We start from the raw sequence: 20505 nt of genomic DNA, 5'->3' as shown, positions 1-20505 counted from the left end.
CCAAACACATTTCATATTTTTTAAAGACAAAAAAAAGACCATAACGATGATGGTCTTAGATTCTATTTATTAGATTTCAACCATTTCAAAATCTACTTTTGAGACGCCACAGTCTGGGCAAGTCCAATCATCTGGGATATCTTCCCATTTCGTTCCTGCCACGATACCGTCTTGTGGCCAGCCTTCTGCTTCGTCATAAATCCATCCACAAACGATGCACTGATACTTTTTCATTCCATTCTCCAAAAACTGACACAAAATTAAGTCAGTAAATACTTCATAACTGTATAAGTTTATACCTTAAGGTTAATTAGCCTTATACAGTAGACTCTTATGTTAAATTTTTACGCAGTTCTAACGATAAAGTAAAGTGGCTAAGAGTTTAATGAGTGAAATTAAAAGCAGAATGGCAGTGAGGGACAATAAATATCATCAAAACCCCAGATCTGGGAAAATTGTCTGACAATATTTATGCCTATTGAAAGCTATATTGGAATTCATTTCCGTGAATTGGGGTCTAAAAACCGCTTTTTCTATATTCATAGACTAAAGTCTTGCAGAAAAAAACTCTAAAATCTTTTATTTTATGATTAGGAAAATATATATTTGATATTTTTTAAATAAATACAATATTAATAATCAATAACTTATGTAAATTTGCTGTATCTTAAATATGCATTTTAGTCGGGGGTTAGCTGTTCTTTTCTCTCAAATCGCGTTAAAATTCACACATTCCTTCCTTAATTTATTTTCTCCTATTATGAGTAATTCTACTGCTGCGGCATTGTGGTCTAACATTCGTACTGTCCAAGATTTCCCAAAACCAGGAATTTGCTTCTTTGACCTTACGCCGTTATTTATGAATAACATCGAATCGTTAACTGATGCCCTAATTGCAAGTATTCCAGCTGAGCAATTGGCAGAAGTAGATAGCTTTATTGCAGTTGAAGCGCGTGGTTTTGTTTTGGCAAGCTTACTTGCTCAGCGTACAGGCAAAGGTTTGGTGTTGGTACGTAAAGCCGGAAAATTACCACCACCTGTTGTCGGTGTTGGTTATAGCCTTGAATACGGTTTAGATCGTCTTGAAATGTCAGCTGAAATCGAATCACAAAAAGTAATTATTGTGGATGACGTATTGGCGACGGGCGGTACGCTTCGTGCAGTGAAACAATTGGCTGAAAAATGTAAACACCAAGTTTTAGGCGCAAGCATTTTCTTAGATTTGCCTGACTTGCATAAAGATTTAGGACTAAATATTTGGTCTGTTTTAGATGATAAAACACGTCCTGAAGCAGATGCTGCCTAAGCGTCAGTTTTAAAATGTAAAAAGCCTTGTCTATGACAGGGCTTTTTTATGTCTGATAAAAAAGACGTTGCTACTTATGATTAATCTTATGATTTATTTTTTTAAATAGTTTAATTCGAGATGTTGGATTAAATCATTAATATTTTCAGGGCATTGTAGACGATGGTGTCCGCCATCCATCACTTGAACTTGCATATAGTCTTCGAGTTGTTGTTCTGCTTCATACATATCTAAGATTTCATCGCCACGTTCGATATATGCAATTTGTGGAATATCGTGATCCAAATCCATTTCATTAATTGCAGGGTAGTCGTCGCGAAAGTCTGGATGCAGACTCGGGTTGGCAATTACACACGGAATACGATGAAACAGCGACATTTTTAATGCCCAATATGCCCCGAGACTATGCCCGACGATGATATCGGGCTTAATGGTTTCAATACTCTCGTGGTAAAAATCCGCAACAGTTTGAAAATTTAAGTTGCGATAGTCCACTTCAATGCAGAATTTTTGTTTTGCATTGATGGCATGGAACTTCGTAGATTCACGGGAAGAATCCAATCCATGTAAAAACAGAATTTTCGATAAGCAGGAAGTCATTGTTTTTCTACACACTGTTTTAAAACATTTTTGGATGTGTTGAATATTTTATTTTTCAACAATTTTATGACTTCATTGTAGAGAGAATTGTCAAAAAGAGAATTTAGCTTTTGGTCTAATTTATAGGCATTTAAAAGACTTTAGTCTTAAAGAAAATAGATTAAAAGGTTGAATTAAGTTATTGATATTTATTTTAATGTATTGATAGTTATAAGTATTTTTTAAAGCTTTTAGTTATCATTTGATATCGTTAAAATGTAGGTTTTCGAGCTTGAGTATTTAATTTTTATCTACTGCATATTTGTAAGGTATGTTTTATGTCTACCTGAAGGTATAACGATTAAAACATCTTACTTCGATAAATTTCTACTTATTAAAAAAATGCGCGCATTGCTTACTGCTCAATTCAAAGGAAATCTGCTATGCTATGCAACTTCCGTTTTTTAACTATTTGAGACAGAGATGACGCAACATAACGCTCAATCGACTTCTGAACAAGCCATTTCCGAAAACGATTTAATTGCACAGCGTCATGCCAAGTTAGAGCACATCAAAGAGCACGCCAAGGAAACAGGTGTTAGCCCGTGGCCTAACACATTTAAGCGTGAACACTATGCACAAGACCTACAAGATCAATTCGCTGAAAAATCAAAAGAAGAAATTGAAGCAGGCGAAAAGGTTTATGTAAAAGTTGCTGGTCGTGTGATGTTGAACCGTGGTTCATTCATCGTAATCCAAGATATGACTGGTCGTATCCAGCTTTATGTACCACGTAAAGAGTTGGATGCTGATGTTCTTGCAACAATTAAAGCACTCGATTTGGGCGATATTATTGCCATTGAAGGTTATATTGGTCGTTCTGGTAAAGGTGACCTTTATGTTCATATTGAACATTTTGAGCTTTTAACCAAATCACTCCGTCCACTTCCAGACAAATTCCATGGTTTGACTGATACTGAAGTTAAATACCGTAAGCGTTATTTAGACCTCATCATGAACGAAGAAACACGTAAAACTTTTGAAATTCGTGCAAAAGTGGTGTCAGGTATTCGTTCATATTTGAGCAATGAGCGTTTCATGGAAGTTGAAACACCAATGATGCATGTGATTCCGGGTGGTGCGTCTGCGCGTCCATTCGAAACTCATCACAATGCATTGGATATGCCTTTATTCTTGCGTATTGCGCCTGAACTTTACTTAAAACGTTTGGTCGTTGGTGGTTTTGAGCGTGTGTTCGAAATTAACCGTAACTTCCGTAACGAAGGTGTATCAACACGTCATAACCCAGAATTCACCATGATTGAATTCTACCAAGCGTATGCAGACTACAAAGATCTGATGGCTTTGACAGAAAATATGCTTGAAAAATTGGCCATTGATATATTAGGTTCGACTGATGTGCCTTATGGTGATGAAGTGTATAGCTTCAAAGGTCCATTCAAGAAAATTTCGATGTTTGATGCGATTCTTGAACATAACCCAACGTTCACTGCTGAAAATGTATCTGATCGTGAGTTTCTTGCAAACTTTGTTAAAAATGAACTGAAAGAGCAAGTAAAACCTGGTTTTGGTTTAGGCAAACTTCAAACCATCGTATTTGAAGAAACTGTTGAAACAGAACTTCGTCAACCGACATTCATCACAGAATATCCAGCGGAAACTTCACCATTAGCACGTCGTAATGATGAAAATCCACATATTACGGACCGTTTTGAATTCTTCATCGGTGGTCGTGAATTGGCAAATGGTTTCTCAGAGTTAAATGATCCGATTGACCAAGCTGAACGTTTCCAAGCCCAAGTTGCTGAAAAAGATGCGGGTGACGATGAAGCAATGCATTACGATGCAGACTTTATTGAAGCATTGGAATACGGCTTACCTCCTACAGCGGGTGAGGGTATCGGTATTGACCGTTTGGTGATGTTGTTTGCGAATGCTGCAAGTATCCGTGAAGTGATCTTGTTCCCACATATGCGTCATAAAAACTAATTTAGTTTTTGAAATAAAAAACCCGCTTACTGCGGGTTTTTTATTTTGTATTTTTATTGAACATCTTTACCGAAATGATGAAAAAAATGAAAGGAGATACAGTTTCGCCCTTGAATAAATGAGTTGAAAAATCTAAGGTGGGATGTGAATTAAACTTGAGAAAAAGAGCATGTATTTAAGAAAGTCACTCTATGCTGCTGTACTGTTTGGATTATCAGTTCCTGTTTTTGCTCAGGGGATTGTATTAAATAATGAAGAGTTACGCGCAGATTTGAATTGGTTGAATCAGCAAGGCGTTATTCAAATTAGTACCTCAACATGGCCAATGAGTGGTGATGAAATACAGCGAGCGTTAACTTCTGCAAAAGTGATGACACCTGCACAACAAAAAGTATTACAAAGTATTCAAAATAAATTGACTGCCGAAAATGCATTATTAAAAGCAGAATTGTTTGCAGAGTCAGATAAAAATAATTTACCGCAAAATTTTGGTGATCATCAAAAAGCGCAATATCAAGGTGCACTTGAACTCAACGTTGGTGGTGAAAATTGGGATGGTCGTTTACGTGTAAATGCAGAAGATAAACAGCAAATTAATAATGATCAAGATGTAAATGTGGAAGGCTCATACATTGCCGGGAAGCTTTGGAACCAATGGTTAATTGCAGGTCAGATTCCGACTTATTGGGGGCCTGGTCATGACGGTAGTTTAATCCGTGGTGATGCGAGTCGTCCTGTGTACGGTGTTACTGCACAGCGTGCACAACAGAATGCTTTTGAAACACCATGGCTATCATGGATCGGCCCTTGGCAGTATCAAGCTTTTGCTGGACAGTTAGATGATTATTCTGCTATCCCAGATGCAAAACTCATTGGACTTCGACTAACTGCACAACCTACTCCATATTTGGAATTGGGAGCATCACGTTCTATACAATGGAGTGGCGAAGGTCGTCCCGAAAGTTTTAGTTCACTTTGGGATGCCTTTATTGGTAATAAAGATAATGTTGGAACAGGTAAGGCTGATCCATCAAATCAAGTCGCGGGTTTTGATGCTCGTTTGAATTTACAACCACTTGTGCAAGTTCCAGTTAGTCTTTACGGCCAATATATTGGTGAAGATGAAGCAGGTGGTTTACCAGCAAAAAGCATGTATCTTGCAGGTGTTGATTATTCTTCAAGTGTAAATAATATGCCTTATCAACTGTATACTGAATGGGTTGATACTCGAACTAATGGTGATGCCAAAGGCATTTCATACAATCACTCTATTTACACAGATGGATACTATCAACATGGCTATCCACTTGGTCATGCATTAGGTGGTGATGCTCAAATGGTTTCAGTGGGTGGGAATATACGTATTGATCCACTAAATCGTCTAAATGGTCGTGTACTTTTTGCAAAAGTTTCTGAAACAGAACGTGCTGCTTTGAACAATGCAGCATTTCCAGAAAAAGATGAATTTAAAGCTCTAGACTTAACTTGGACACATTATTTACGTCCAGATATGCCTTTAAAAATTAATGGTTGGGTGAGTGACTCGGATTTAAATGGTAATGATGGTGGAGCGTCAATTGGAATTGAACTACCATTAGATAAACGTTTATTTCATTACTAATTTATATTCGTTTTTAAAATGATTTATTAATTGAAAAGTCCGCTTATAGCGGACTTTTTTCTATTGGTAATTGTCAATTTTTAGACAAAAAAATACGCAATGATTGGGGTGTTCACTGCGTATAACAACGAATCTGCTTTCACAGGTTCGGTAAAGGAGAAATGTTATGAATTTAGGTATTCCTAAAACATAAGTAGATAATAGAGTGAACGGTCAGTCATTTCATTGGTGTTCACGTTAAGTGATGTTACCTAACGTTAAAACTAAGGAGATTTTGTGAATACCTTCACGAAAAGTGCTTGTAAAAAAAGCCTTTCATAATGGAAAGGCTTAATTTTATGGAATTTTTTTAAATTTAGAAGTGGAACACACCCAATCCAGATTTAATCTCATCCAACGTTTGTTGGGTAATATCACGGCATCTATCGGTACCAGTTTTTAAAATATCCATGATGTAGTCAGGATCTTTTTGCAATTCTAAACGGCGTTCACGGATCGGGCCGATCAGCTCTTTTAGTACACCTTCAAGACGCTTTTTCACAGTACCATCGCCTAAGCCACCACGACGATAGTGTTCTTTTAATTCTGCAACAGCATCTTTATCAGGGTCGAATGCATCAAGGTAAGTAAATACGACGTTACCTTCCACTTGACCCGGATCTTCAATACGTAAATGATTTGGGTCGGTATACATTGCATTAACAGCTTTCTTGATATCTTTATCAGTCGCGTCAAGCACAATAGTATTGCCCAAAGATTTAGACATTTTTGCTTTGCCATCAAAACCAGGTAGACGGCCTACATTAGAGAGTAAAGCTTTACATTCAGGAAGTACGTCACGACCAATTTGACGATTTAAACGACGAACAATTTCATTGGTTTGTTCAATCATTGGAATTTGGTCTTCGCCCACCGGAACGACAGATGCTTTAAACGCTGTAATATCGGCAGCTTGAGCCACTGGATAGCATAAGAAACCTGCAGGAATGTCACGCTCAAATCCACGCATTTGAATCTCAGATTTGATGGTTGGATTACGCTCTAAGCGAGAAACCGTCACAAAGTTCAAATATAACATGGTCAATTCATTCAATGCTGGTAAGCATGATTGAACGCAAATCGTGGTTTTAGTCGGGTCAATTCCTACAGCAAGATAATCGGTTGCGACTTCAATAATATTACGACGGACTTTTTCGAAGTTATCGGCATTATCAGTTAAGGCTTGGGCATCAGCTAAAAGAAGATGTTGATGATGCGAATCTTGTAAACCTACACGTGAACGTAAAGAACCTACAAAATGACCTAAATGTAATTGTCCAGTCGGACGGTCGCCAGTCAAAATCACTGGACGATTATCTTGAGTACTCATTATCTGTTCCAAAGTGGTAGTCAAAGCTACGGCTGATTTTCAAAGAATGTCCCCATTGTACGGCATTCTATTTTTGATTGTTACTGACACAGCACAATTGACTGAAAAATGGGTGAATATTTTGTTAATTATTAAAAAACTAAATACAATTTTAGTGTTAAATAGAATTAGAATAATAAAAAATGCCTAAAGGATAAAAATAATGGCGAGTAGCTTATTAATCTTACTTGATGATATTGCAACTGTGCTGGATGACGTTGCTGTCATGAGTAAGATGGCAGCCAAAAAAACAGCGGGTGTCCTTGGAGATGATTTAGCACTGAATGCACAACAAGTCAGTGGTGTACGTTCGGATCGTGAACTTCCAGTTGTTTGGTCTGTGGCCAAGGGTTCTTTTGTTAATAAATTAATTTTAGTTCCGGCTGCTTTATTGATTAGTGTGGTTGCACCTTGGCTGATTACACCGCTTTTGATGATTGGTGGTTTGTTCTTATGCTATGAGGGTGTGGAAAAAGTCCTGCATAGTTTGCATCATAAAAAAGCCAAAACAGAAGAAGTTGCTCGTGAAGAGATGAGCCATATTGAAACAGATTTGGTGACTTTTGAGAAAGAAAAAGTTAAAGGAGCCATCCGTACCGATTTTATTTTATCTGCTGAAATTGTGGTGATTTCATTAGGTACGGTTGCGACTGCGGCATTTGGGACCAAGGTCATGGTGCTTTCAGTGATTGCAATTTTAATGACTGTTGGTGTTTATGGTTTTGTCGCGATGATTGTCAAAATTGATGACTTAGGACTGTATCTCACTCAACAAGCATCACAATTTAAAAAGACCGTTGGACAAGGTTTGTTAGCATTTGCACCTAAGTTGATGAAGACATTGACCATTGTCGGTACCATTGCCATGTTTTTAGTGGGTGGTGGCATCATTACCCATGGTGTGCCTTTACTACACCATTTTATTGAAGGCTCTGTAGATTATGCAGAACATATTCCTACAGTTGGCAGTATTGTGGGTGCATTAACACCGACTTTAATTAATTTAGTGACAGGTTTTATTGCAGGTTTAATCGTGCTGTGCGTTGTATCTTTAGTTCAAAAAGTATGGCCAAAGTCGCAAAAGCATTAATCTGTAAACGCACGGATATCAACTATTTTATATAAGGAAGATCACTATGCGCTGGAAAGGTCGAAGAGTTAGTTCAAACGTAGAAGACCGTCGCGGTGGTGGCGGTGCAAAAGCGGGTGGGATCAGTATTCTCGGTTTGGTTGTGGCATTTGTTGCGTGGAAATTTTTTGGTGTCGATCCGCAGCAAGCTTATCAGGCGACTAAACAAGTGACTTCACAGGGGCAAACGGCTGAAGTCAAAGGTCTGGATAATCCAACACCTGAACAACAAGAAGCGATGGATTTTGTTGGAACGGTTTTGGCTGATACGGAAGATACATGGACTAAAGTCTTCCAAGAACAGTTAAATGCCCAGTATAAACCGCCTAAGTTGGTTATGTTTAATGGTGTGGTCAACTCGGGTTGTGGTACAGCACAAGCTGCAATGGGGCCGTTTTATTGCCCAGCAGATCAGAAGGTCTATATTGATACCGCATTCTTTAAAGATATGCGTACGCAAATGGGCATTACGGGTGAACAAAATCAAACAGAATTGAGTCGCCAAGATCAGGCGGGTGATTTTGCGCAAGCCTATGTGGTTGCCCATGAAGTTGGACATCATATCCAAACGATTTTAGGCATTTCTGAGCAAGTTCAGCAGGCCCGTGCGCAAGCATCTAAAGCTGAGGGTAATCGTTATTCGGTTATGCAAGAACTGCAAGCAGACTGCTTTGCGGGTATTTGGGCGCATCATAATCAACAGCGTACCCAATTTTTAGAGCAGGGTGATGTAGAAGAAGCGATGGACGCTGCACATAAGATTGGTGATGACTATTTACAGAAAAGTGCAACTGGGCAAGTGGTCCCAGACAGCTTTACGCATGGCACCAGTGAACAACGTATGAAATGGTTCCAGACAGGGTTGAAATCAGGCAATATCAATAGCTGTGATACCTTTAATCAAGCCATTTAAAACAAAAAAGAGGATGCAAAACATCCTCTTTTTTCATTGAAAAATAGATTGAAGCTTATTTGTTGAGAAATGATTTGAAGTTTCGAACAATGCGATAGCTGACATACAAGGCGGCAAATGCAAATAAAGCTACGCCAAAAACAGTATATTTAAGGCCTGAAATATCGTTTTGATAGAACTGTTTTAATTGGGCATCGCTATAGCGTAATTGTTGTTTTTGACCAGTGCGGCTATTGGTGAAACTCACATTTTGGATATATTGAAATTGTCCGATTTTCAGTAAATCGAGGTGTTGAATTTGTCGGGTGTGTTGCTGATTAAATTCATCTAGACAAATATCTTGTGCATAGTTTTCACAATTCAGTTTGGCAAGATAACCATTATTCGCCAGCATGATAAAAATCGCACGATCGGGTGATTCATTATTGGAGACCAAAACCAATTGTTCTTTGGGTGTTGAATCCAGTGAGATGGTTTTTGCCTGACTAAAATAGTGGTCAGCACGTAAAATTTCCTGTGACTTGCTATAGCAAGTGAGGAGCAGGGCCGCCGTAATGATAAAGATCACCGCAGCAAAAAAGAGTCGAAAAACAGTTTTAATAGTCTGATGCATAGGAGAAATCATGTAGATGATGAAAATGCATAAAATCTATGCAGGCTTGCTATGTTAAATGATCTTGATAAAAGATGTGAAAAAAACTGAATTTATACACGGTATTTAGATAAAATTCGTTAGAATATTTTATTTTTAAATACCAAATAATTTAGTATTTATTTTTAAAATACCTATATCTCACTCTGTAGGCGACAGAGCACCAAAATTGGGAACGAAATGGGAAATTATTTTTTTCTACAGGTTTTTACCGTTATTTTTGCACTTTCGATTGCAACCACGATTTTTAATAAACGTATCTTGGGTTTTCCACAAGCCATAGGTGTTCCCATTGTTTCTGCAATTTTTGTCTTTATTTTGCAATGGGGCGCAAGCCTGCTCAATGGCAATCAATTTGTGACGATTAATTTGCACAATATTGAAGAGGCCGTTCGTCATATCGACTTTTATGACTTTTTAATTAATGGCGTGATTTGTTTTATTTTGACCTCATCTGCCTTGAAATTTAAAGTTTCAGATTTACGTTTGCATTGGAAGCCGATCAGTATATTGGCCAGTATTGCCTTGGTGCTTTGTGCGGTGTTTTTTGGTGTTGCCTTATATGGTTATCAGTTCTTAATTGGTCATCATGTTGATTTATTGGTGTTGTTATTATTAGGTGCGGCTTTAGGTGCGACCGACCCAATTGGGGTTAAAGGTGTACTAAGTTCGGTACGTGCGCCACATCATTTGATGGTGAAATTAGAAGGCGAATCTCTCTTTAATGATGCCATGTGTATTGCCGTGTTTATGACTTTACTCAATGTTTTGCAAGGTGAGCATTTTACCGTCCTTGGTACGCTTGAAACACTGTTATATGAAATTGTTGTTGCAATCATTATTGGTTGGGCATTTGGTTTAGGGATTTTACGTTTACTCCGCGGTAAACATGAAATGGAGTCCTTGATTTTAACCACAGCATTATTGGCAAGTGGTTCATATCTAGTCGCTTTATTCGCACATGCATCTGCACCAATTGCATGTGTTATTGGTGGTCTGATCGTTGGGAATAAATGGAAAGAAATCCTCCAAGACCGAGAAATCAGGGAAGTGAACCATTTCTGGCATACCGTGGAAGGAATCATCAATTCCTTCTTATTTACCCTGATCGGTCTTGAGTTATTTATCTTAGATTTAAGTCTTAGCTTGATTTTAGGCGGCATGGTGGCGTTTATTATTTTGCATGCATCGCGCTTTGCAGCAAACTATTTATCTTTCGCATTTTTCCCGAGTTTCCGTAAAAAAAGCTATAACGGTAGTCTTGCGATTTTATCCTGGGGTGGGGTTCGTGGAGGCATTTCATTGGCTTTGATCCTTGCGGTTGCCAATATTCCTGAACTTAGTGAATACAGTAGTATCTTGATTGGATATACATTTATCGCAGTATTAATGTCGGGCCTCGTGTGTGGTCTGGGTTTACCTGCTGTGATGAATGCTTTTTATTACAATCCGAATGAAGAAACCAAAGGCTTTAAAGGTTGGTACCAAAGAATGTGCCATAAAATGAATAAAAAGGGTTTCCAATATATTGTGGGTGAAGATATCCATGGTAATGAAACCATTACGGTTTATAACCCAGAAGCGTTAATAGATACCAAAGCGGATGATGGTGTTGCTGCTGTACATAACCCAGAAAAAGTGCAAGAAGTTCGTCGTTTGGAGAACCCTGAAAACTTCTAAAACTGTTTTGTTTGACTTAAAAAAGGAAATGCTTGAGCATTTCCTTTTATTATTTATAGTTATGTTTCATCATGGTACATCAAAATGGAGGGAAATTATGACTGGTCATTTATTGGTGTTATTGTGACTCACATCACATAAATAAGTGTTTGTTATTACTTGCATAAAGATGGATCTAAAATCTAAATGTATTGATAAAAATATTAAAATATTCAAACAATTATGCAAAAAAATACACAAAGCATGATATAACGCACACAATTAAAAAAATTGGTTTTAATGATTTGTAATTAAAGAAATTATTAGTCACCAATAACTCATTACAAAACCAAAAAAAATAAAAACGGCCCTAATGTAAATAAATGAGGTTTTACCTATGTCGTAAATTTCTGTCATTTCTAAAGAAAGTCATAAAGTTTTGTATCAAGTTGAATCCAATCAAGTTGGGCTTATCAAAAATTCTGTCATCGTACTCAAAATCAGGAAAGAGGATGTTACTTCAATTACAAAGAATGGTGCTGACGTAATAATCACCTTAAAAAAATGGGGAAGTGATTACTGTACAAAACTATTTTAGTGAGGCGACACCAGACAATAGTTTGGTATTTGAGGGTGAAGACGGTACATGGTATTGGGCAAAATTTACAACAGCCAATGGTGATATTGCGGATGTTATTCAGTATCAACTTTTAGAAGAAATTAAACTGCTGCTTTATAACGATTCATTGACGGATGTAATTTTACCCTGAATTGCGGGAGCAGATGGTGCTGGTTTATTGGGTGCAGCTATTGTTGGTGAATCTGATTATTCTGGTGGTTCTAAGGATACGACTAAACCTGACGCGTCTAAAGATGTGGTGATCACCGATGATGGTGAGCACGTCACAGGTGAAGGTGAGCCGGGTACAACGGTAGAAGTAAAAGATCAAGATGGCAAAGTCATTGGCGCAGGCACAGTGGATTTATCAGGGAATTTTGATGTTGAATTTAAAAATTAATTAACCAAGGGTGAAACCATTGAAGTCACTGTGACAGATAAAGTAGGCAATGATCAATTCAACACCAAAGCGGGCATTGATACGGTTATTTATAAAGTATTGGATCAAGCCGATGCAACGGGCGGTAATGGACATGATACTTGGAATGACTTTAATTCGTCTGTAGGCGATAAAGTGAATATCAAAGCCTTGTTACAAGGTCAAAATGTCAATCAGTCGAATATTGATCAGTTTGTTTCGGTTAAATCTGATGGCAAGGGCAACACTGTGATCAGCATTGATCGTGATGGAACAGGATCTAAATTTGGTGATAAAGTTGAATTACTCACTTTGAAAAATACCGATGTGACTTTACAAGATCTAATCGATCACAACCAATTACTGTACTAATCTGTCAAAATTAAATATTAATCAAAGAGAACCTTCGGGTTCTCTTTTTTATGCGGCTCAAAGGAGATCAGATGAAGCAGAGTGATGAATTGGCAACGCAAATTTTGTCGGTCATTCAATTGATACCGCAGGCGAAGATTGCCACTTACGGACAAATTGCCAAATTAGCGGGTTTACCGAAGCATGCACGACTGGTTGGCTATGTACTAAAGCATCTAGATACAACATCAACGATCCCATGGCATCGGGTGGTGAATGCTCAGGGAAAAATCAGCACGCAGCGTTGCAATGAAAAAGGTGAAAATATCCAGCAATTGAAATTGGCAGCTGAAAATGTCTTTGTAGTGAATGGACGCATCTCATTGAAACAATATCAATGGATACCTTAAAAAATCCTTGCCTTAAACATAGAATTTTAATTTTATAATTGATGAAGTAGTCAATAAAAAGCCCTCTAGGATCAGAAGGCTTTTTATTTCACGCTATAAATCTAATGGCTTATTTGCGTACAACCAAAACAGGAATGTTTGAAGCACCTAGTACGCTTTGAGCTACGCTGCCCAAGAAGAATTTTTTGATCCCTGTACGGCCATGTGAACCAATAATAATCAAGTCCGCATGTGTTTCTTCTGCAGCTTTAACCAGTTCTGTATGCACCACTTGACCTTCAAGTAAGCGAGTTTCAACAGTGACACCTTCAGTTGAAAATTTCGCTTTTGCTTCTTCAAGTGTATTTAAAATCGATGCACGAGCACGTTCAATTAAATCATTGGTTTGCGCTGCTGAAATATACTCTGCAGCAATATATGGATCGAGCGTCAGTACTTGAACCACAGTAATTTTACTGCCAAAAGTTTTTGCAAACTCGACAGCTTTAGCCACCGCAGCATAAGAAGTTTCTGAACCGTCCACTGGAACTAAAATATTATTTAAAGCCATCTTATTTCTCCTTATCTGATCAATTGAATTTGGATGGAAAAACCTGAAAAAAAGCGCTACTTACATTGATCATAGTTTCATCATACGCTTTTTTATTTGGGAATAAAACCAAGTAAATTCATAAGGATATTGCGAAATTCGCAATAAAAATATTGCAAAAATATAGACTTGTTTTCACCTCGCTTAGCGATAGCAAAAATGCTCAATAATGTAAGCAGCTATGTCTAGATTGTAAGACAATTTGGTGCTGAAAAAATTGAGCCTAGATGAATTCATCCAACAGCAGACATGGTTTTAATCACACTGTTTCTCTTGCTCTGTCAGGGTAATATGCAATGCTTGTTGCTCAAGCAAGCTTAATTTATGCAACGCATCTTCAGGGAAGATCTGTTTTTGCAGGCGTTGAATTTGTCGCGCTGATAAATGCTGATTGGCACAATACATCGCAGCTTCATTGGCGCGCGCAACACTGACTAACTTCTCCTGATCATTGAAGTCGAGACGAATGATTGGTTGCTGTGCTCGGCTAAGTTGAGCCATGCTGCGCTTTTGTTGCATGCTCAATAAAGGCTGTTTATTAATCCAAGTCGCCACATCACGTCGCACACCATTATAGTCAACAAAAATTGGGGAGACGATTTGGCAGCCCGTCAGTGTCATAACGGTTAGGCTAAGGGTCAGACAGATTTTTTTTATCGAATTGAATTGCATGATAAAACTCTAATTTTTAATCAAAAAATATAGTAATTAGGGCTAAAAATAGCATGATTTGCTTAAATAGTAACATCTTGAACTTTGCTTGTTTAAACTCTGAACAATTGCAAACAAAAATGCTTGACGATAATGTATGAAATCTAGATAATGCCACCACAGTTTACGGCTATGTAGCTCAGTTGGTTAGAGCACCGCACTCATAATGCGGGGGTCACAAGTTCAAGTCTCGTCATAGCCACCATTTTTATAGACCAAGCTCTCAGCTTGGTCTCTTTTTTTGTGCCTAGAAAAAGTCAAATAGATTGAAATAATTACAGCACTAATAAAATGATCTATTTACGATATTTATGTGGAAATAAAAGAGAACTCAAATCTTTAACTGCATTATTTTATGACCTAACTTTTGAAATACACATCTCAATTACTTTTCATATTTACTGCTGTGTTTTTTGCGCCTATAAAAAGCCCAGTTATAGAACTGGGCTTTTTTTAATTTGAATCGAATAATTAGATACCCGGTTTCCAACCATTCACGATTGGGTAGCGTCGTTCACGGCTAAATGCACGTGAGCTGATACGTGGACCAATCGCGCCTTGGCGACGTTTGTATTCGTTTAGATCAACCAAACGGATGACTTTTTTCACGACTTCAGCATTAAAACCTTTGGCAATGATGTCATCTTGGCTCATGTCTTCTTCGATATACGCATACAAGATGGCATCCAATACTTCATATTCAGGTAATGAGTCTTGGTCTTTCTGATCTGGACGAAGTTCCGCAGAAGGTGGACGAGTAATTACACGTTCAGGGATCACAGGTGTTTCTGAAATGCTATTACGGTATTTTGCTAGTTCAAATACAATCGTTTTATATACGTCTTTAAGAACTGCAAAACCACCGACCATGTCACCGTACAATGTGCAGTAACCTACAGATAGTTCAGACTTGTTCCCTGTAGAAAGGACTAAATTGCCGAACTTATTCGATAAGGCCATTAACAATGTACCGCGAGAACGCGCTTGTAGGTTTTCTTCAGTTGCATCTGTCGGTGCATTGCCAAAGAATGGGAACAAGGTTTGCATAAAACCATTCACAATTGGATTGATTTCGGCAATACCAAAAGTCACGCCCATATTCTTGGCTTGTTCAGCAGCATCTTCAACACTGATTTGTGCAGTATAAGTATATGGCATCATGACCGCTTGAACTTTATCTGCGCCAATCGCATCGGCAGCAATCGCTAAAGTTAATGCTGAGTCAATACCACCAGATAGACCTAAAATCACGCCAGGGAAGCCTGAACGTTGTACGTAGTCACGGGTTGCGATTACAAGGCTTTGGTAGATTTCAGCCATGGTATTTAATACAGGCGTGATTGCACCTGGTTTAAAGGCTTTTTGTTCAGCATCGTATTCTGCGATATATAGATCTTCAACAAAACTCGGTGCTTGCAATGCAACTTCACCTGAATTGTTCATCACAAAGCTTGTACCATCAAAGACAAGGTCGTCTTGACCGCCCACTTGGTTGCAGTAAACCAGATTGATGTTCAATTGTTTGGTCAATGCAGCCATGGTTTCAATGCGATGCTGTGGTTTACCAACTTCATAAGGTGAAGCATTTAAAACCAAAGCGGTTTCAACATTTAACTGAGCAAGCTGTTGAACAGTTGGTAATGCCCAAACATCTTCGCAAATCAACACACCAAACTTATGACCTAAATATTCAAAGACAAGGTGTTGATGACCCTCACTGAAATAACGTTTTTCATCAAAAACGCTATAGTTTGGAAGATTTTGTTTATTGTAAATCCCGAGAACTTGACCATTTTTCATGACAGCAGCAGAGTTATAGCGCTGACCATCTTCAGTTTGATTCACAAAACCAAAGACTAAAACGATGTCCTTAACGTTCGCCAATTGTTCAAAAGCTTGCTGTGTACGTTTATTTAAACTTGGACGTAATAATAAATCTTCAGCAGGATAACCAACTGTAGAAAGTTCAGGAAAAACAATAATATCTGCGTTCTGTTCTTTTGCAGCATTGGCTTGTTGAAGCATTTTTGCTGCGTTTGATTCTAGATTACCAATATGCGGAGAGAACTGAGCAAGTGCAATTTTAAAACTATTCATTCCAACTAAATCCTATTCCTATAGGTGAATACACTTAACACACTGATTTGTATTATTGTGATTATTCAGCGAGTGTATTTAGATACGAAAAATACTGCCGAAAGGCGAAAACAAAACACCATCATCGTATGATAATTCACTTGTTTTGATGCAAAGCAAAAAAATAAGGTGAACCTATTTTATCTGAATTTAAGCGAGATACTAGAGGTATTCATAGCTTTTAAAAGCCTAGCTGAGCTTATGTGCCATAAAGTAAATATAATGCTGTTTTTTTGTACTTAAAATAGCGTCAATGGCCAAGCACTAGTGTGAAATAGAATGATCAGGCGATATTTAATTTTATCTATAAATATTCGTCAAAGAGCATTGACGCTTTACAGCTCAATGTGATGAACAAGTTCTGGATATAAAATAATATTTTTAATTCGCTTTAAATAGATGTCACGAGCAATGTCGCCTTGTTGCTCAATGTTGTAGTCAAAAAATGCTTTGTGTGGTTTGAGGGTATAGCGGTATGGATTATATTTTTTAAAACTGAAGAAATACGCCATCTGTAAAACAGCGCCACGACCCAAAACATTGATCTGCTGCTGGTATTGATAAACATGGGCCATCTCATGAATAAACAGGGCACGATATCCTAAAGACGCTTTGGCATAGTCCGCTTTAAACAGTAAATTTCGTGCATGGATATACCCCTGAGGCGCCATGACCACATGCGCAGATTGCCAAGGCAAAAAAGGGTGATTCATCACTTTCACTTGCTCATATTGAATCAAATCCCCAAATACACTCTGACACATGGATATTTCACCTGCCGTGAGGGATCGATATTTAAAACCTTCAAGTTTTAACAGTCGGATGAGTGTAGGAAAGAAGGGCAACATGATGAAAAGTTTCTAGAGTTCCAAAGGGATGTGTAGTTTTACTATAACCTGAAAATACAATATCACGCTGTTGCGCTGTATTTAAAAAGCGATATTTTTGCATCTGCTACAGCGAAAAATCGGTTAGGGCGTTACAATTTAGTTTTCGGTCAAACAGATAATCAGATGCAAGCACGGATCAATACTTTAATTTCTGAAATCAGCAAAAATATGTATGAACGTGAGCAGATTATTGCTTTGAGTTTGCTGGCTGGTGTTGCGGGCATGAATACCTTTTTATATGGTTTGCCCGGCACAGCAAAAAGTTTGATTTCACGTCGAATCGCCTCTGCTTTTGAAGTCCATGACTATTTTGAATATTTGATGAATCGTTTCAGTACGCCTGAAGAAATTTTTGGCCCAGTATCAATTAAAGCCTTAAAAGAAGATCAATATATTCGTAAAACAGAACATTATTTACCACGGGCAGATTTTGCTTTTTTAGATGAAATTTGGAAAGCCAGTCCAGCGATTTTAAATACTTTACTGACCTTGGTGAATGAGCGGAGTTTTAAAAATGGTGACATTGTCCAAAAAGTTCCATTAAATGTTTTGGTTAGTGCATCGAATGAAATTCCTGAACCCAATCAAGGCTTAGATGCCTTGTATGATCGTTTTATTTTGCGTTTAGAAGTGCCACCGATTGCTGTTGCAGAAAACTTTCATGCACTGTTACAGGCCAAGCCGAGTCAAGTCAGTGTTGAAGTCGATGCAACTTTAAAAATAAAAAAAGCGGAGCTACAAGATTGGCGGGAACAGATTTATCAGGTGGAATTACCCGAATCGATTTTAAATCTGTTTGATCAACTTAAAAATCGACTCAATCGTAACTTTGAAGATCACGTGGTCTATGTCTCTGACCGTCGTTGGCAACGTGTGGCTTATCTAGTCAAAACCTGTGCATTTTTAAATGATCGTCCATCGGTGATTTTGAGTGATTTTTTAATTTTAAAACATTGCTTATGGAATCAGCCTGAAGACATTGCCTTTGTTTCGCAGCAGATAGATGAAGTATTGGCTGAAAATGGCTTAAATTACGGTTTGCAATTCGAACAGCATGTGGCAGAGAAGGATGCACTTGAACAGCGGGTGCTCAATCATTTTTATTATACCGATGATGTGTATGAGAGTTATTTAATTCATGGCACTGACTACTTACGTGCAGTGACCAATCTAGATCGACACTATAAAGATAAAGTGTTGTATCTCGAACTGGATAAAATGGATACGAAAAAGGACTTCTTTGCCTTAGATGATACCGGTGAAGAAGTGCGTGGCATCGTATGTAATTTTAATGGTTCAAGAGTGTGTACGTTAAAAGGTGGCTATTACGGCCTAGAAGAAGTGGTGACGCCGTATATAAAACATACCAAAGGCAGTCCACGCAGCTCTCTTTCAGCACAAAGCCAATATGAGCTGTTACACGAAATTCAACAGCTCAAAACACTGTTTCAAACAGAATTGGATCTGTTAACGGAGCGCTTTAACGGCCAAAAACATCAGTTTAAATCGGTCTTTGTCACTGAACAGGATATTCAACAATTAATTCAATCTATTGAGCAGCAATTGGCAAGATATCAATTGCAGTTGCAAGATTGTGAGCGCTTGGAACAGTTATGTCGCAATTAAAACCGACACGACAACAAACCCAATCGGCGCTCGATGAATTAAGTTCGCAGCTTTATGATGAATTAAAACAATCCAGCTTAAAACATTGGTTGAAAGATCATAAAGTTGCAAAAAAGCTCGATCAAAAAATTCAGGAATGGGCCTTTCAGGCAAAGTCGAGTTTAGATCAGCAGCATCCCTATGCAGTGGCGCAGCAGCAATTGGAATATTGGCTTGTGTTAAAGCATTGGGAGCAGGGTGATTTTGTTCAATTCCGTGCTGAATATGCCGCCTTTATGCAAACATTAGGGATTCCAGAATTCACTGAAATGTGGCAACAGAGCCAACAGCCATTGCTGACCAAGCAGCAGCGTCAATTACAAATAGAGCTATTCAAAGGCAAATGGCAGCGCAAATTCACCGAAGCCATTGCACATTGGGAGTTTGAGCAGCTCTGTTTACAACGAGATGCCTTTTTAGATGAAATCAAAGATTTTCTTGCGACATTGTCGAAAATGGTCAAGCACCATGACAGTGTCGGGTTTGAAACTGGGATTTTTCTGGACTATTCCAAAGGGCAATTAACTGAGCATGATGTACAGAACTTTGAGCAATGGGCGAATTATCTCGAGCAAGATCGGGCGCTTAAACGCCTATGTCAAATGATTGGAAGCGCACAGCCGAGTATGCCACGTAAGCGGATTTCTGCTCAGTTAGAACAAGAACCACAGCAGCTTATTCACACCCCGATGGCGCAAGAGGAAATTACAGGAATTAAATTGGCACAAGAACTCAGTATGGCTTTACCTAGCGAGTTGGCGCTATTAGCCGATCCAGACTTGCAGGTTTTATTTGATTTGAAATATTTAGAATCTAACTTGATGAGTTTTAATCGACAAGGTCAGCAACAGGGACGGGTGATTGAAGACCAACGCCATACGCAGCGTCGAGTCGGACAAAAAGGCCCGATGATTGTCTGCTTAGATACGAGTGGCTCAATGAATGGGCAACCTGAACTGATTTCCAAAGCGATTTGTTTGTATTTATCTATTCGAGCGCTAAAAGAAAAGCGAGCGATGTATTTGGTGAATTTCTCGACCAATTTAACCGCGCTGAATTTACAGCGTAACAGCGCTTTGGATGATGTCATTCACTTTTTAGGGCAGTCATTTCATGGGGGAACCGATATTATCCCTGCGATGAATCATGCCGTGGACATGCTGAAACAACCGAATTTTGTACATGCCGATGTGGTGGTGATTTCCGACTTTATAATGGGTCAACTGACTGAAGAACTCATGCAAGAGATTACACATTTGAAGCAGCAGGGCAATGGATTCTATGCTGTGGCTATCGGTAATTTTAAACTAGATCATTTAGATGACAGCCTGTTTGATCATCAATGGGTCTATCAATCTGTGACTGGCGAAGTGCAAAAAATCTAATAATCGTCCCTCACAAAAAAATACGCCATGACCTTTAATGACAAGCTTTTGAGC

At 38.3% G+C, this 20505-nt stretch carries 21 protein-coding genes and 1 tRNA gene; 14 read left to right on the top strand and 8 right to left on the bottom strand.

The window, feature by feature from the left end; translation table 11 throughout:
* Positions 1–69: 69 nt before the first annotated feature.
* On the bottom strand, positions 70–234 hold the full coding sequence (gene rubA, locus FTU80_RS11600) for a rubredoxin RubA (RefSeq protein WP_005179369.1): 165 nt from the start codon (positions 232–234) through the stop codon (positions 70–72).
* A 526-nt stretch (positions 235–760) separates the two neighbouring features.
* On the opposite strand from rubA, the gene FTU80_RS11595 reads away from it, so the two are divergent.
* The gene (locus FTU80_RS11595) at positions 761–1306 is read left to right on the top strand and encodes an adenine phosphoribosyltransferase (protein ID WP_078189930.1); all 546 of its coding nucleotides are present in this window, start codon (positions 761–763) and stop codon (positions 1304–1306) included.
* Between the two features lie 93 nt (positions 1307–1399).
* On the opposite strand, the gene FTU80_RS11590 is transcribed toward FTU80_RS11595, so the two are convergent.
* A complete protein-coding gene (locus tag FTU80_RS11590) occupies positions 1400–1906 on the bottom strand; it encodes a YqiA/YcfP family alpha/beta fold hydrolase (protein WP_078193013.1) in 507 nt (168 codons plus the stop codon).
* A 462-nt stretch (positions 1907–2368) separates the two neighbouring features.
* On the opposite strand from FTU80_RS11590, the gene lysS reads away from it, so the two are divergent.
* A complete protein-coding gene (lysS, locus tag FTU80_RS11585; RefSeq protein WP_078193012.1) occupies positions 2369–3895 on the top strand; it encodes a lysine--tRNA ligase in 1527 nt (508 codons plus the stop codon).
* Between the two features lie 169 nt (positions 3896–4064).
* Entirely contained in the window at positions 4065–5516 is a 1452-nt protein-coding gene (locus FTU80_RS11580) for a capsule assembly Wzi family protein (protein WP_180085163.1), read from the top strand.
* Positions 5517–5871: 355 nt separating this feature from the next.
* Here FTU80_RS11580 and trpS read toward each other — a convergent pair whose 3' ends face one another.
* Complete coding sequence (trpS, locus tag FTU80_RS11575) at positions 5872–6885, bottom strand: tryptophan--tRNA ligase (protein ID WP_180085161.1); 1014 nt, start codon at positions 6883–6885, stop codon at positions 5872–5874.
* A gap of 202 nt (positions 6886–7087) precedes the next feature.
* Between trpS and FTU80_RS11570 the strand changes: the two genes are divergently transcribed.
* Positions 7088–8014: a DUF808 domain-containing protein gene (locus FTU80_RS11570; RefSeq protein WP_180085158.1), complete on the top strand. Its 927-nt coding sequence runs from the start codon at positions 7088–7090 to the stop codon at positions 8012–8014.
* A gap of 46 nt (positions 8015–8060) precedes the next feature.
* Positions 8061–8966 carry a neutral zinc metallopeptidase gene (locus tag FTU80_RS11565; RefSeq protein WP_180024102.1) on the top strand — a complete coding sequence of 302 codons (906 nt, stop codon included), beginning with the start codon at positions 8061–8063 and terminating at the stop codon, positions 8964–8966.
* A gap of 55 nt (positions 8967–9021) precedes the next feature.
* Here FTU80_RS11565 and FTU80_RS11560 read toward each other — a convergent pair whose 3' ends face one another.
* Complete coding sequence (locus FTU80_RS11560) at positions 9022–9579, bottom strand: hypothetical protein (RefSeq protein ID WP_180085156.1); 558 nt, start codon at positions 9577–9579, stop codon at positions 9022–9024.
* Between the two features lie 219 nt (positions 9580–9798).
* Between FTU80_RS11560 and FTU80_RS11555 the strand changes: the two genes are divergently transcribed.
* The 6 genes from FTU80_RS11555 to FTU80_RS11530 all read left to right on the top strand — a co-directional run bounded on the left by FTU80_RS11555 (position 9799) and on the right by FTU80_RS11530 (position 13075).
* Positions 9799–11298 carry a sodium:proton antiporter gene (locus FTU80_RS11555; RefSeq protein WP_180011033.1) on the top strand — a complete coding sequence of 500 codons (1500 nt, stop codon included), beginning with the start codon at positions 9799–9801 and terminating at the stop codon, positions 11296–11298.
* Positions 11299–11683: 385 nt separating this feature from the next.
* The gene (locus tag FTU80_RS16530) at positions 11684–11875 is read left to right on the top strand and encodes a BapA prefix-like domain-containing protein (RefSeq protein ID WP_373685219.1); all 192 of its coding nucleotides are present in this window, start codon (positions 11684–11686) and stop codon (positions 11873–11875) included.
* Positions 11850–12047 (top strand): hypothetical protein, encoded by a 198-nt coding sequence (locus FTU80_RS11545; protein WP_180035355.1) that lies wholly within the window; start codon positions 11850–11852, stop codon positions 12045–12047. The genes FTU80_RS16530 and FTU80_RS11545 overlap by 26 nt, the downstream gene beginning before the upstream one ends.
* Positions 12048–12074: 27 nt before the next feature.
* Positions 12075–12296, top strand: a complete 222-nt coding sequence (locus FTU80_RS11540) for an Ig-like domain-containing protein (protein WP_078193005.1) — start codon at positions 12075–12077, stop codon at positions 12294–12296.
* Between the two features lie 30 nt (positions 12297–12326).
* On the top strand, positions 12327–12686 hold the full coding sequence (locus FTU80_RS11535) for a type I secretion C-terminal target domain-containing protein (RefSeq protein ID WP_227591821.1): 360 nt from the start codon (positions 12327–12329) through the stop codon (positions 12684–12686).
* Positions 12687–12757: 71 nt separating this feature from the next.
* The gene (locus tag FTU80_RS11530; protein ID WP_180085151.1) at positions 12758–13075 is read left to right on the top strand and encodes an MGMT family protein; all 318 of its coding nucleotides are present in this window, start codon (positions 12758–12760) and stop codon (positions 13073–13075) included.
* 109 nt (positions 13076–13184) lie between these two features.
* On the opposite strand, the gene FTU80_RS11525 is transcribed toward FTU80_RS11530, so the two are convergent.
* Both FTU80_RS11525 and FTU80_RS11520 read right to left on the bottom strand, forming a co-directional pair.
* A complete protein-coding gene (locus FTU80_RS11525) occupies positions 13185–13625 on the bottom strand; it encodes a universal stress protein (RefSeq protein ID WP_180085149.1) in 441 nt (146 codons plus the stop codon).
* Between the two features lie 294 nt (positions 13626–13919).
* A complete protein-coding gene (locus tag FTU80_RS11520) occupies positions 13920–14336 on the bottom strand; it encodes a hypothetical protein (RefSeq protein ID WP_218949040.1) in 417 nt (138 codons plus the stop codon).
* Between the two features lie 167 nt (positions 14337–14503).
* Between FTU80_RS11520 and FTU80_RS11515 the strand changes: the two genes are divergently transcribed.
* Positions 14504–14580, top strand: a tRNA-Met gene (locus tag FTU80_RS11515).
* A 266-nt stretch (positions 14581–14846) separates the two neighbouring features.
* Here the strand turns inward: FTU80_RS11515 and FTU80_RS11510 are convergent.
* Both FTU80_RS11510 and FTU80_RS11505 read right to left on the bottom strand, forming a co-directional pair.
* Positions 14847–16472, bottom strand: a complete 1626-nt coding sequence (locus FTU80_RS11510) for an NAD+ synthase (RefSeq protein WP_180085147.1) — start codon at positions 16470–16472, stop codon at positions 14847–14849.
* 374 nt (positions 16473–16846) lie between these two features.
* A complete protein-coding gene (locus FTU80_RS11505) occupies positions 16847–17362 on the bottom strand; it encodes a hypothetical protein (RefSeq protein ID WP_180085238.1) in 516 nt (171 codons plus the stop codon).
* 162 nt (positions 17363–17524) lie between these two features.
* Here FTU80_RS11505 and FTU80_RS11500 point away from each other — a divergent pair, with 162 nt between their 5' ends.
* Both FTU80_RS11500 and FTU80_RS11495 read left to right on the top strand, forming a co-directional pair.
* Positions 17525–19027 carry an AAA family ATPase gene (locus FTU80_RS11500; RefSeq protein WP_180085145.1) on the top strand — a complete coding sequence of 501 codons (1503 nt, stop codon included), beginning with the start codon at positions 17525–17527 and terminating at the stop codon, positions 19025–19027.
* Positions 19015–20451 carry a VWA domain-containing protein gene (locus tag FTU80_RS11495; RefSeq protein WP_180085143.1) on the top strand — a complete coding sequence of 479 codons (1437 nt, stop codon included), beginning with the start codon at positions 19015–19017 and terminating at the stop codon, positions 20449–20451. Before FTU80_RS11500 ends, FTU80_RS11495 begins: the two co-directional genes overlap by 13 nt.
* The last annotated feature ends 54 nt before the right edge of the window (positions 20452–20505 follow it).

This window comes from Acinetobacter sp. YH12145 (genome assembly GCF_013418335.1).
Lineage (GTDB): Bacteria > Pseudomonadota > Gammaproteobacteria > Pseudomonadales > Moraxellaceae > Acinetobacter > Acinetobacter amyesii.
This window is presented reverse-complemented; position numbering and strand designations above follow the sequence as displayed.